Source organism: Actinomadura hibisca NBRC 15177 (assembly GCF_001552635.1).
Taxonomy (GTDB): Bacteria; Actinomycetota; Actinomycetes; order Streptosporangiales; family Streptosporangiaceae; genus Spirillospora; species Spirillospora hibisca.
Window position 1 is genome coordinate 33,251 of the sequence record NZ_BCRO01000043.1, and the last position, 12,461, is coordinate 45,711.

A 12,461-nucleotide genomic window follows, 5' to 3' on the forward strand; every position below is an offset into this window, starting at 1 on the left:
AGGGGGCCGGGGATGGCGGGCAGGAGGCCCACCCTGGAAGAGGTGGCCGCGCAGGCGGGGGTGGGCAGGGGCACCGTCTCGCGCGTCGTCAACGGCTCCCCCAAGGTGAGCGAGCAGGCGCGCGAGGCGGTGCTGAAGGCGATCGACGAGCTGGGCTACGTCCCCAACCGGGCGGCCCGCGCGCTGGTCACCAACCGCACCGACACCGTGGCGCTGGTGGTCGCCGAGTCCGACCAGCGGCTGTTCGACGAGCCGTACTTCGCCGGGATCATCCGGGGCATCAGCGCCACGCTCGGCGACACCGGCCTGCAACTGCTGCTGGCGCTGGCCCGCTCCCCCGCCGAGTACGCCCGGCTGGAGCACTACCTGACGCCGCAGCACGTGGACGGGGTGCTGCTGACCTCGCTGCACGCCGAGGACCCGCTGCCCGGACGGCTGGAGGCGGGCGGCGTGCCGACCGTGCTCGGCGGGCGGCCGCCGGGCCTGTCGCCGGTCAGCTACGTGGACGTCGACAACCGCAGCGGCGCGCGGCTGGCCGTCGAGCACCTGATCGGGCGGGGCCGCCGCCGCATCGCCGCGATCGCCGGGCCGCAGGACATGGGCGTGGGCATCGACCGGCTCACCGGCTACCGCGCCGCGCTGGCCGAGGCAGGGCTGCCGGAGCTGGTCGCCTACGGGGACTTCAGCGAGGCCAGCGGCATCGCGGCGGCCGAAGAACTGCTGGCGCGGTCGCCGGAGCTGGACGCGGTGTTCGCCGCCGACGACCCGATGGCGCTGGGCGCGCTGCGCGTGTTGCGGCGGCACGGGCGGGCGGTGCCGGGGGACGTGGCGGTGGTCGGCTTCGACGACTCGGCGCAGGCCCCGCTGTCGGACCCGCCGCTGACCACGGTGCACCAGTCGGCGGAGGAGATGGGGCGGGAGATGGCGCGGCTGCTGGTGTCGCGCATCGGGGGCGAGACGCCCGCCGACCCGGTGGTGATCCTGCAACCGCATCTGGTGGTGCGCGAGTCGGCGTGATCTGCACCGCTCGGTCCGTGCCGCCGAGCGTCCTGACAGGCCGTCCTGACAGGCAGGTTCCGCAGGGTTGCCAGAGGACGCCGGGTAATTGAGCAACTTCTCTGTCTTGCCGTTCTTCCGGCGTTTCATCACGATGCACGGCATACGCGGCGTTTCATCCTGATACGCCGCGCCCCCCGCCAGAGGAGCAGTGAGGATGCGACCCATCCGCCCCGTCACTGTCATCGGCGCGGCCGCCCTGGCCGCCGCGCTGACCGCAGCCCCCGCCAACGCACAGTCCGCTCCCAGCCAGTCCGCCCCGGCTCCCGCCCCCGACCCCGGCCGCCTGGCCACCGCCCTCGCCGACAGCCTCGGCACCCGCAGCGCCGGTTCCTACCTGGACGGCGGCAAGCTCGTCGTCACGGTCGCCGACGCCGACGCCGCCCAGAAGGTCCGCGCCGCGGGCGCGACCCCCCGGACCGTCGCCCGCAGCGGCGCGGCCCTCGCCAAGGTGACCTCGGCGCTGTCCAGGACCGCCAAGGTCGCGGGCACCGCCTGGGCGACCGACCCCGCGACCAACCAGGTCGTGCTCTCCTACGACGACAGCGTCACCGGCGCCAAGCTCGCCAAGGTGCGCGCGGCGGCCGCCAAGCAGGGCGCGTCCGTCCGCCTGGAGCACGTCGCGGGCACCTTCAGCACGCTGATCGCCGGCGGGCAGGCCATCTACTCCGGCGGCTCCCGCTGCTCGCTCGGCTTCAACGTGCGCAACAGCGCGGGCACGACGTTCTTCCTGACCGCGGGCCACTGCACCAACATCGGCTCGACCTGGACCAACGGCAGCGTCACCCTCGGCACCCGGGCGGGCAGCAGCTTCCCGGGCAACGACTACGGCATCGTCCGCTACACCAACACCACGATCGCCAAGACCGGCGACGTCTACCTCTACCCCGGTTCCCAGGACATCACCTCGGCGGGCAACGCCGTGGTGAACCAGTCGGTGCGCCGCAGCGGCAGCACCACCCAGGTCCGCAGCGGCCGCGTCACGGCGCTGAACCAGACCGTCAACTACCCGCAGGGCACGGTGTCCGGCCTGATCCGCACCACCGTCTGCGCCCAGGGCGGCGACAGCGGCGGCTCGCTGTTCGCCGGCTCGGTCGCCCTCGGCCTGACCTCCGGCGGCAGCGGCAACTGCACCACCGGCGGCACGACGTTCTTCCAGCCGGTCACCGAGCCGCTGAGCGTCTACGGCGTGAGCGTCTACTGATCCACGGTTCCGGCGGCACGTACCGGCTCCCACCGCGTGCCGCAGGAAACGTTCAGGGCAGGTCCGCCTCGGCGGGCCTGCCCTGGCCCGTCGAGGGGGTAGCGTCCGGATCATGAGCTACGAGCCGACCGACATCGAGTTGAAGCACCTGACGCGCTGCGTGGAACTGGCCACCGAGGCCCTGGAGGACGGCGACGAGCCGTTCGGGTCGGTGCTGGTGGCGGCCGACGGCCGGGTGTTGTTCGAGGACCGCAACCGGGTGGCGGGCGGCGACCAGACCCGGCACCCCGAGTTCGAGATCGCGCGCTGGGCGGCCACCAACGTGGCGCCGGACGAGCGGGCCGCCGCGACCGTCTACACCTCCGGCGAGCACTGCCCGATGTGCTCGGCGGCGCACGCGTGGGTGGGGCTGGGCCGGATCGTGTACGTGGCGTCGTCGGAGCAGCTCGGGAGCTGGCTGGCGGAGCTGGGCGTGCCCGCGTCGCCGGTGGCGGCGCTGCCGGTCAACGCCGTCGCGCCGGGCGTTCCGGTGGACGGGCCGGTCGCGGCCCTGGCCGATCGGGTGCACGCCCTGCACCGCCGCCTGCACGGGGCCGCCTGACGTCGGGGTCAGGCCGGTTCGGACGTCCGTTCCACAGCCGGTTCCGCAATCACCTCGGCCATCGGCGGCTTCAGGAAGCCGGTGGCCCAGGCGACCGGAACGGCGACCACGGCGATGACCAGGCCGGTGACCACGGCGGCCGACGCGCCGAACTCGCCGATCGCCACGCCGCCCGCCGCCGAGCCGAACGCGATGCCCACGTTGGCCGCCGAGACGGGCAGCGAGGACGCCAGCGCGCCGCCCGGACCGGCCAGGCTCACCACGCGGTACTGGAGCGACGGCACCATGCCGAAGGCGAACACGCCCCAGAGCAGCAGCACCAGCGCCACCAGGAACGCGATCCCGCCGACGAGCAGGAGCGCCAGCAGGCAGACCGCCGTGCCGATGGTCGCCACGACCAGCGTGCGCGCCGCGTCGGCGTCGGCGAACCGGCCGCCGCCGAGCGAGCCCACCGCCGTCGCCGCGCCGTAGGCCAGCAGGAACACGCTGACCAGCGCCCCGGAGATGCCGGTGACGCTTTCCAGGAACGGCACGATGTAGGTCAGCGCCGCGTACGACGACGCGAACACCAGGAAGTTCAGCAGCAGCAGGGCGAGCACGCGCGGGGCGAAGGCGTGCCGGGCCTGGCGTCCCGCGCCGCCGCCCGCGCCGGGCACCGGCGGGACCAGCGCCAGCGTGGCGACCAGCGCGAACGCGGCCAGCACGACGATCGCGGCGAACGAGCCGCGCCAGCCGAGCGTCTGTCCGGCCAGCGTGCCCAGCGGCACGCCCAGCGCGGCCGACACCGCGACGCCGGAGATGATCACGGCCATCGCCCGGCCCATGCGCTCCGGCGGCACGACCGCGACGCCCGCCACGAACGCGGCGGCGACGAACAGGCCCTGCGACGCCCCGGCGCAGACGCGCGCCGCGAGGAACGGGCCGTAGTCGCTGGTCAGGACCGCGACCAGGTTGCTCACCATGAACAGGACGAGCGCGCCCGCGAGGACGGCCCGCTTGTCCAGCCTGATCGTCAGCGCGGCGAGCAGCGGGCCGCCGAGGGCGAGGCCGAGCGCGTAGGCGGTGACGAGCGTGCCCGCCGTGGGGATGGAGACGTGCAGGTCGGCGGCGATCAGGTTCAGCACGCCGACGACGAGGAGTTCGGCGCTGCCCAGCACGAACATGCCCAGGAAGAGGGCGGCCAGGGCCAGGTTCGCGCGGGTGCGGCTCAGCGTGCTCATATGCGCTTCCCTTGCTGTGGGGTGAGGGCGGGGGCGAGGCCGAACGTCAGGACGAGGCTCGCGTCGTGGAAGGCGGTGATGCGGCTGATGCGGTCCCCGATCAGCGTCAGGACCTCAATGCCGTGCGCGCGGTAGCAGCCGTCGCCCGCGTGCTGGTAGGCGACGGCGGCGGGCTGGCCGTTGGCGCGGGTGGGCACCATGCGCCAGCGGTCCGGACGCAGCACCCGGTCGGTGAAGAAGCCCGCGACGGCCTGGCGGCCGGTGAACCAGGTCGGCGTCGGCGGCATCTCCACTTCGACGTCGGCGCGGAGCAACTTCACGAGCGCGTCGGGGTCGGCGCGGGTGAAGGCGTCCATGTAGCCGTCAAGGACGGTTCGCTGGACCCGTTCGTCGGGTTCGGCGAGGTCGTCCGCGACGGGCCCGGCCTCGGCGAGGCGGGTGCGGGCGCGGCGGAGGGCGCTGTCGACGGCGGCGACGCTGGTGTCCAGGATCTCGGCGACCTCGGCCGTCCGGAACGCGAGCACGTCGCGCAGCGTCAGCACGGCGCGTTGGCGGGTGGGCAGGAGCTGGAGCGCGGCGATGAAAGCGAGCCGCACGCCGTTGCGTCCGGCCACGATGGCCGCCGGGTCGCCGGTGGCGAGCAGCGCGTCGGGCACCGGCTGGAGCCAGGGCACGGTGAGGTCGGCCGCCGCGACGGCCACGCGGTGGTCGTCGGAGGGCGCGCCGAGCCCGGACGGGAGCGGGCGGCGCGAGCGCGTCTCCAGCGCCGTCAGGCACGCCATGGTGGCGATCTTGTAGAGCCAGCGCCGCACCGTCGAGCGGCCCTCGAAGCGGTCGAAGGCGCGCCAGGCGCGCAGGTAGGTGTCCTGCACGAGGTCCTCGGCGTCGTGGACCGAGCCGAGGATGCGGTAGCAGTGCGCGAGCAGCTCCGGCCGGAACGGCTCGGTCAGGACGGCGAACTCCGTCTCGGACGGCATCGCGTCTCCTTCCTCCATAGCGGTCCCTATCAAGACCGGCGGCCCGTGGAGAATCCGTCGCCGTACCTAGTGACGTGGGTCACATCGTCCGGCCAGGAGTGATCGCGAACGCGCCGGGTAACAACCGCGCACCGTGGAGGTGGACGATGGGCGCACGCGAGGGTTGGGGCAGGCTGGGCCGCCGACGGCGGATCCGGCGGGTGGCCCGGGAGGTCTTCGACTGGCGGGAGCTGCGGCCCGGCCAGGGCGAGGCGGTGGAGCAGCTGCTGCGCGGGCGGGACGTGCTGGTGGTGATGCCGACCGGCGGCGGCAAGTCGGCGGTCTACCAGATCCCCGCGCAACTGCTGGACGGCCCGACCATCGTGATCTCGCCGCTGATCGCGCTCCAGCGGGACCAGGCGTTGTCGCTGGCCGAGCGGAACGCGGGCGGCACGGCCGTGGTGAACTCGGCGCAGTCGGCGCGGGACGGGGCCGACTCGCTGGAGCGGATCCGGGCGGGCCATGCCGAGTTCGTCTTCCTGTCGCCGGAGCAGCTCGCCAAGCCGGAGATGGTGGAGCGGCTCGCTGCGGCGCGGCCGTCGCTGATCGCGGTGGACGAGGCGCACTGCGTCTCGTCGTGGGGGCACGACTTCCGGCCGGACTACCTGCGGCTCGGCCAGGTGATCGAGCGGCTGGGGCACCCGCCGGTGCTGGCGCTGACCGCGACCGCCTCGCCGCCGGTGCGCGAGGACATCGTCGCCTCCCTCGGGTTGCGGGACGTGCAGCAGGTGATCCGGGGGTTCGACCGTCCCGAAATCGCGCTGGAGGTGCGCCGCTTCACCGAGGAGAAGGACAAGCGGCGGGCCCTCGTCCAGGACGCGGCCAAGCGCGACGGGCTCGGCCTGGTGTACGTGGCGACCCGCCGCGACGCCGAGGAGTACGCCGCCGAGCTGGTGGAGGCGGGCGTGCGCGCCGAGCCGTACCACGCGGGGATGAAGGCGTCCGAGCGCGAGCGGGTGCACGGGCTGTTCTCGGACGACGGCCTGGACGTGGTGGTGGCCACGTCGGCGTTCGGGATGGGGATCGACAAGCCGAACGTGCGCTACGTCCTGCACAGTGCGCCGCCGGAGTCGCCTGACTCCTACTACCAGGAGATCGGACGCGCCGGGCGGGACGGGGCACCTGCCGAGGCGGTGCTGTTCTACCGCTCGGAGGACCTGGGGTTGCGCCGGTTCTTCGCCGCAGGCAAGCCGGACGAGGAGATGTTGCGCCGGGTGGCCGAGCGGGTGCATGAGGGGCCGATCGAGACGCGGGAGCTGAAGAAGGAGCTGGACGTGGGCCCGTCCAAGCTGACCGGGCTGGTGAATCTGCTGGAGAGCGTCGGGGCCGTCGAGGTGGACGGCGGAGGTGACCTGCGTCCGGCCGGGGTGGAGCCGGACGAGGCCGTCGCCGAGGCGGTGCGGATGGACGAGAGCCGCCGCCGGGTGGACGACTCGCGGATCGACATGATGCGCGGCTACGCGGAGACGACGGGCTGCCGCCGCCGCTACCTGCTGGAGTACTTCGGCGAGCCGTATGCAGGTGCCTGCGGGAACTGCGACACATGCGCGACGGGGACCGCCGAGCCTGCACCGGAAGAGAGCGACGGCCCGTTCCCGATCCACGCCGAGGTGACACACGCGTCGTGGGGGCCGGGGACGGTGATGCGGGTGGAGTCGGACCGGATCACGGTGCTGTTCGAGGACACCGGCTACCGGACGTTGTCGCTGGAGGCGGTGCAACGCGAGGACCTGCTGACCCTGACGAACGCGGCCAAGGCGTCCTGAGGGCCGTCACTCCGTCCGGTTGCGCCGCCGCCTCCAGTAGGCGATGCCGCCAGTCAAGACGGCGAGCACGAGCAGGACGCCGAAATAGGCGGGCGGGGGCAGGAGCGGCCGCAGGAACAGACCGGCGAGGAGGAAGACGAGCGGGATGAACCACGAGGCACGGACGGCCGGGTCCTTTCCGGACTCCCGCCACTGCTCGCGGAAGATCTCCCAGAAGGACCGGCGGCGTCGGGGCATGGAGGAGGACATGCCGCCGCATTACCCGCAAAAACAAAGAGATCACTGAAAAGCCCGAAGGCGGGACCGCGTGCGCGGTCCCGCCTTCGGGTCAGGACGTCAGATCTTCAGCGGGCTCTTAGAGCGCGCGGACGTCGGCGGCCTGCAGACCCTTGGGGCCCTGCTGGGTGGTGTACTCCACCCGCTGGTCCTCGCGGAGGGTGCGGTAGCCCTGCATGTCGATCGCCGAGTGGTGGACGAAGACGTCGGCGGAGCCGTCGTCCGGCGTGATGAAGCCGAAGCCCTTGTCGTCGCTGAAGAACTTCACGGTGCCCTGAGCCATGCTCTGTCTCCTTGAGAGGGAGTTCGAGACCGCGCGGTCGCGCGTTCCCGGCCTTCGACCGTCCACCCTCCCGAGGAAGATCCCCGGCCCGGCGAACGCCCGCCGTCAAACTCTGCGGGCATTTCACCTTCGCAAACTTCAACTTCAGCCACTTGTGACAACGTCGGTCCCGGCCAGGGCATTCCCGGGCACTCCAGGACCTCGGCAGCGCCTGCCGGAAATGACCTTTATTGGCCATGCCTGCCGCCGTACGCGGCGTTCGTTCATATGATCAACGCGCCCGGTCGATGATCATCGGGCCTCACGGGGAGGGCACATGCGGACTCTCGTCCTGATCTTGGGCGCCTGGTTGTCGATGGCGGTACTGCTCGTTCCGGCGGCCGACGCGGCCGAGCCCGGCGACCTGCAGATGGTGGTGGAGGATTCGACCTACATGCACCGCGAGGGCGAACCAGGCCGGTTCGACATCCGGGTGCACAACCTCGCCTCGGTCGAGGCGACGAACGTGAAGGTCGAACTGGAGTTCCCGCGTGGGGTGACCTTCGTGCAGGTCTCCAACCCCCAGTGGGGACCGGTCACCTGTACGGCGACCCGCCAGGAGGTCGAGGAAGAGGGCATCGTCCTCACCGGGGCCCGGTGCGAGATCGAACGCATCGAGCCGAAGTACCACCAAAGGGCCACCCTCGAAGTGGTGGCGGACGCGACCACCCCGACGGAGGGAATGCAGCGGATCTGGGGATCGGCGTGGTCGCACACGGCCGATCCGATGCCGAACAACAACGTGGACTCGGGCATTCTGTTCGTCAGCCCGTCGTCGGCCGACTTAGGCTTCATCAAGGTGACGGTGCCGAACACGGCCAAGACCGGCGAATACGTCACGGTCAAGGCGACCGTGCGCAACGCGGGTCCGGAGGACGTCACGGATGTCACCGTCAACGTCCAGGCGAGCGGCAGCGTCGACCTCGAAGGCACCCCGCAACTGGAAGCGATCGGAGGCATCCAGTCGCTACCGGCGGGGCATTCCGGAACCGTCGCGTTCATTGCGCGCGTCCACAAAGACGCCACCGCCGGTCCCGTCGATTTCCGGTTGCGGCTGGCCAACCGGCTGTACGACCCCGTGAAGAACAACAACACCGCCGAGAGCCGGACGCAGATCACGCTCACCAACGCGGACACGGCGCTGGAACTCACCGGTCCCGCCAGCGCCAGTCCTGGGGACGAAGTCGTCTACCAGGGGACCTGGCGCAACAACGGCCCTGACCGGGCCTACGAGCCGGACGTCGACATCCCCATTGACCCGCGCTTGCAGGACGTCACGGTGACCGACACCTACAGGCAGTGCGATTTCAATCCGTATGGCAAGCCGCCGAAGGTGTACTGCCGACGCTCCTATCTCGACGCGGCCGAAGTCCACACGTTCACCATCCGTGCGCGAGTCGCAGCCGACGCCGCTCCCGGCGTCCTGGACATCACCGGCACCGTCGCCCCCGACGCCCATGACCCGGTGCCTGACAACAACACCACGAGGATGCGCACCACGATCAACTGAGCGGCCCAACACGCGCGAAGACAGGGGCGAAGTCAGGGCGAGAGGCGAGCCCAGACCCACTTCCCGCCGCCCGGGTCGATGGTGTAGCCGCAGGCGGTGGCGAGGGCCTGGACGATGGGGAGGCCACGGCCGCCGTTGTCGTCGAGGGCTTCTTCGGAGAGGTCGAGGTCGTCGAGGGTGAGTTCGACCAGGGGCTTGGGTTGTGGGAGTTGGGGGCTGGCGTCCCAGACGGCGATGACGATGCCGTGGGCGTCCCGGCTGAGCTGGAAGCGGATTTCCTGGCGCGGGGTGGCCCGAGCCGCATTGGCGATCAATTCGGCGACGATCAGAAGCACATCGTCCGCTTTGTGAAAACAGCCCCATTTATGCAACCGCTGCTTCGCCAACGTCCGCGCCAACCCGGCGGCGGCCGGCGATCCGAGCATGGGGATGAGCAGGTCATCTGTCGTTGTGGTCACCCTCGACCGCCCTCAGGGAGATTTCTGGATTTCCCGTCAAGGGTTGCTCACACTGCGTATCGTTGCGCTGTACTCGAAACAACACCAAACAGCGGAGCAGATATGCCGATCGTTCGCGACCCACTCGATCCCAAGATCTCCATGTGGCACTTCTTAGCCTTTTACCTGCGCTATCAGCGCAAGAAGGAAGGACTGTCCCTGACCCAGTGCGGCAAGATCATCGCAGCGGCTCGTTCCACTGTTTCAAACATGGAGGCGGGCAGGCAGCGCCCCCAAGACGATCAGATGGCACTGCTCGATGACAGGTACGGGACCGGGGCGCTGCTTCAACTCCTCCTCTGGTACGCCCGCATGGCCCACGATCCCGACTGGGGACGCCAGCTCGTCAAGTACGAGGAAGCAGCCTCTCTGATCAAGATGTTCCACGGTCAAGTCATCCCACCCGTCTTCCAGACCGACGCTTATACCTGGGCATACGTGCAGGCAGCGATCACCAAGGATCACGAGGGCGCCATGGCCAGGCGCGTCGCACGGCGTCAGGCGCTCCTGGCCCGAGGAATGGAGGTCGATCTCTGGGCGGTGATCGACGAAAGCGTTCTAGCCAGGCCGGTCGGTGACGCGGGCACGATGAAGGAACAACTCGAACATCTGCTGTACATGTCGAGCCTTCCGAACGTGAGCTTGCGCGTCGTCCCCTTCACGTCCGGAGCGCACCTGGGAGTGGACGGCCCCCTGCAGCTCCTCAGCCTCGGAACCCGAGACGTCGCCTATTCAGGTGCCCAGAACGGAGGCCGCTTGATCGAATCACCTTCCGAGGTCAGGGAGCTGTCGGTTATTTTTGATCGCATCGGAGCGAAGGCGGCCTCCGAGGAAGCTTCCGTCGACATCTTCAAGCAGTACCTGGAGCGATACAGATGACCATCCAGTGGCGCAAGAGTTCCTACAGCGGTGGGGCGAACGACGAGCACTGCGTTGAGCTGGGACGCCTTACGCACGGCATCGGTGTCCGCGACTCCAAGAACCCCCGGGGCGGTCATCTCGACCTCACCGCCATCCAGTTCGCCGGACTCCTGACGGAGATCAAGAGCGGCGGCCTGAGGCCGGGCTGGCCTTACTAGCAGCCTCGGCCGAAGGCGGTCACTCTGTGGCAGGGATGGCGGCTTCTGCGTAACCATGGCCTCCAGGTGTCACTTTCGGACACATGGACGGATGGCGTCGGCAAGGACGTGCCCACTCAGTTCGTCGCCGAAGGCGCGGACCTGCCCCAAGGCAACCCCGAGGTCACCACGGTCAAGCTCCGGCCGGTCAAGGTCGCCGCGCTCACCCGCCTATCGCGAGAGCTGGCATCCGACTCCACGCCCGGCGCACGAGTGCCAGGCCGCGATGGGCGAGTACATCCCCGTCAAGCGGTAACCCCCGCCCCGGACACACCCGCACCCCCCGGCCCGACCCGGCCGGAGGGGTGCTGTGGCGTTCGGGGCCGATGCCGCGCGGGGGACGCGCACCGGCCCCAGGACGGCCGCGCCCGGCCGACCACCGACAACGGGGAAGCGGTGGCCGGGACCGGAACACAGCCCCCCCTCGGGCGGGGCGTGGACTCCCCGCCCAACTGGACGCGGCGACCACGGCGACGCACATCCGCGCGCCGGGCCGCCGCCGCATGGTGTGCCGCCCCGCCGCCGCACGGACCGCACCGGGACGCTCAGCGTCCCCGGCGGCGAGGCCCGGCCCTTACCGGTCGATCCGCTGGTCCTCGGAGTCGAGCCAGAGGTATTGGCCCTCGGACGTGACCGTCAGGCCCCACCGGTCGGCGGACGGACGGTCCAGCCCGTCCCACCAGCGGTAGGCGTCCTCCACCTCCCGCCACAGGTCCCGGTCGCCCGACTGGCGGACCGGGAACTTCTCCGCGCCCGGCTCGACCTCCAGGCTGGCCCACGAGCCCGACCAAGGATCGACCAGCCACACCGTGTACGCCCCGCCGTCGTCGTGGGTGACGATCAGCTTGCAGCGCGGCACCTTCAACCCGACCGCCAGCGAGACGTCGTAATCGCCGACCACGTCATAGGGATGCAGACCGGTGCACGACCGGCGCGCCCCGCCGACATCGCGCACGTCGCGGTCGAGTGAGGCGCGTTTGCCGCGCTGATCACGCAGTCGCATGAACGCCACGTTGTCCACGATCCGGCCGCGCATGGTGCCGTCCCGCGCGACCAGGAACGACACCAGTGCGCCGTTGTGGAAGTCGGTGGCCCACGGCACCAGCACCCGACCGCCCGGCCGCGTCTGCTGTGCCCACGTGTGCGGCACCCGGTCGGCGGCGACGGTGGCGATCACGCGGTCGAACGGTGCGCACGCCGGGTAGCCCTCCGCGCCGTCCCCGGCCGCGACCCTGACTTGGTAGTCCGCCTGCCAGAGCACGCGGCGCGCGTGGTCGGCCACCGCCGGATCGACCTCCACCGAGGTCACGTTGTCGGCCCCGAGCCGTTCGGCCAGCAGCGCGGCGTTCCACCCGGTTCCGGTGCCGATCTCCAGCACGGTCATGCCGGGTTCGGCCTCAAGCGCCACCAGCATTCGCGCGACCACGTCCGGGCGGCTGGCCGAACTGGTGATCTCGTGGCCGACCTGTCCCGGCCCGGCCGGGTCACCGTCGTCCACCTGCGTGATGACGAAGTCGTTGGCGTAGCACAGCTCCAGCCACGCGGCCTCGTCGTCGGCTCGGTGCACCGGCACCAGCCGGTCCCCGTCCTCGACCCACACCGTGTCGGGGATGAACCGGTGCCGGGTCACCTTCTCAAACGACCCGCGCCACTCCGGCGTCAGATCACCCGCCTCGGTGAGCTCGGACACCAGCCGGGCCGACAGCTCCGCAGCATCGGCCATCTACTTGCCCTTCTCGTGCTTGCCGCCTCCGGGCGGGTTCTTGGGGTCCGGCGGCGGGATCGGCTTGTCCCACTTGCCGTCCCCGTCCTTCTTCTCATCGTGCTTGCCCACTTGGACATCCCTTCTGCCCGTCCGCGTGGCCGACCGCCACG

At 70.9% G+C, this 12,461-nt stretch carries 13 protein-coding genes; 7 read left to right on the forward strand and 6 right to left on the reverse strand.

All coding sequences use genetic code 11. The features are described from left to right. The first annotated feature begins 12 nt into the window (after nucleotides 1–12). The 3 genes from AH6_RS21135 (at nucleotide 13) to AH6_RS21145 (ending at nucleotide 2,861) form a co-directional block, all read left to right on the forward strand. Entirely contained in the window at nucleotides 13–1,017 is a 1,005-nt protein-coding gene (locus AH6_RS21135) for a LacI family DNA-binding transcriptional regulator (protein ID WP_067482490.1), read from the forward strand. A 196-nt stretch (nucleotides 1,018–1,213) separates the two neighbouring features. After that, complete coding sequence (locus AH6_RS21140; protein WP_067482492.1) at nucleotides 1,214–2,260, forward strand: S1 family peptidase; 1,047 nt, start codon at nucleotides 1,214–1,216, stop codon at nucleotides 2,258–2,260. 112 nt (nucleotides 2,261–2,372) lie between these two features. Beyond that, the gene (locus tag AH6_RS21145) at nucleotides 2,373–2,861 is read left to right on the forward strand and encodes a nucleoside deaminase (RefSeq protein WP_067482494.1); all 489 of its coding nucleotides are present in this window, start codon (nucleotides 2,373–2,375) and stop codon (nucleotides 2,859–2,861) included. Nucleotides 2,862–2,869: 8 nt separating this feature from the next. Here the strand turns inward: AH6_RS21145 and AH6_RS21150 are convergent, their stop codons facing one another. Further along, on the reverse strand, nucleotides 2,870–4,081 hold the full coding sequence (locus tag AH6_RS21150) for an MFS transporter (protein ID WP_067482496.1): 1,212 nt from the start codon (nucleotides 4,079–4,081) through the stop codon (nucleotides 2,870–2,872). Continuing rightward, entirely contained in the window at nucleotides 4,078–5,076 is a 999-nt protein-coding gene (locus AH6_RS21155; protein WP_083983293.1) for a sigma-70 family RNA polymerase sigma factor, read from the reverse strand. The genes AH6_RS21150 and AH6_RS21155 overlap by 4 nt, the downstream gene beginning before the upstream one ends. A gap of 128 nt (nucleotides 5,077–5,204) precedes the next feature. Between AH6_RS21155 and AH6_RS21160 the strand changes: the two genes are divergently transcribed. Further along, on the forward strand, nucleotides 5,205–6,863 hold the full coding sequence (locus tag AH6_RS21160; protein ID WP_067482500.1) for a RecQ family ATP-dependent DNA helicase: 1,659 nt from the start codon (nucleotides 5,205–5,207) through the stop codon (nucleotides 6,861–6,863). Nucleotides 6,864–6,869: 6 nt separating this feature from the next. Here AH6_RS21160 and AH6_RS21165 read toward each other — a convergent pair whose 3' ends face one another. Together AH6_RS21165 and AH6_RS21170 are read right to left on the reverse strand one after the other, a co-directional pair. Continuing rightward, entirely contained in the window at nucleotides 6,870–7,112 is a 243-nt protein-coding gene (locus tag AH6_RS21165; RefSeq protein ID WP_067482502.1) for a hypothetical protein, read from the reverse strand. 106 nt (nucleotides 7,113–7,218) lie between these two features. Then, nucleotides 7,219–7,422 carry a cold-shock protein gene (locus AH6_RS21170; RefSeq protein ID WP_067482504.1) on the reverse strand — a complete coding sequence of 68 codons (204 nt, stop codon included), beginning with the start codon at nucleotides 7,420–7,422 and terminating at the stop codon, nucleotides 7,219–7,221. A 316-nt stretch (nucleotides 7,423–7,738) separates the two neighbouring features. Here AH6_RS21170 and AH6_RS21175 point away from each other — a divergent pair, with 316 nt between their 5' ends. Further along, nucleotides 7,739–8,971: a CARDB domain-containing protein gene (locus AH6_RS21175; protein ID WP_067482506.1), complete on the forward strand. Its 1,233-nt coding sequence runs from the start codon at nucleotides 7,739–7,741 to the stop codon at nucleotides 8,969–8,971. A gap of 32 nt (nucleotides 8,972–9,003) precedes the next feature. On the opposite strand, the gene AH6_RS21180 is transcribed toward AH6_RS21175, so the two are convergent. Then, the gene (locus AH6_RS21180; RefSeq protein WP_083983295.1) at nucleotides 9,004–9,429 is read right to left on the reverse strand and encodes an ATP-binding protein; all 426 of its coding nucleotides are present in this window, start codon (nucleotides 9,427–9,429) and stop codon (nucleotides 9,004–9,006) included. Between the two features lie 102 nt (nucleotides 9,430–9,531). Between AH6_RS21180 and AH6_RS21185 the strand changes: the two genes are divergently transcribed. Beyond that, complete coding sequence (locus AH6_RS21185; protein ID WP_067482508.1) at nucleotides 9,532–10,347, forward strand: helix-turn-helix domain-containing protein; 816 nt, start codon at nucleotides 9,532–9,534, stop codon at nucleotides 10,345–10,347. Continuing rightward, nucleotides 10,344–10,547, forward strand: a complete 204-nt coding sequence (locus tag AH6_RS21190; protein WP_067482510.1) for a DUF397 domain-containing protein — start codon at nucleotides 10,344–10,346, stop codon at nucleotides 10,545–10,547. The genes AH6_RS21185 and AH6_RS21190 overlap by 4 nt, the downstream gene beginning before the upstream one ends. Before the next feature lie 613 nt (nucleotides 10,548–11,160). Here AH6_RS21190 and AH6_RS21195 read toward each other — a convergent pair. Further along, nucleotides 11,161–12,309, reverse strand: coding sequence for a methyltransferase domain-containing protein (locus AH6_RS21195; RefSeq protein WP_067482512.1), 1,149 nt, complete (start codon nucleotides 12,307–12,309; stop codon nucleotides 11,161–11,163). Nucleotides 12,310–12,461 lie beyond the last annotated feature (152 nt).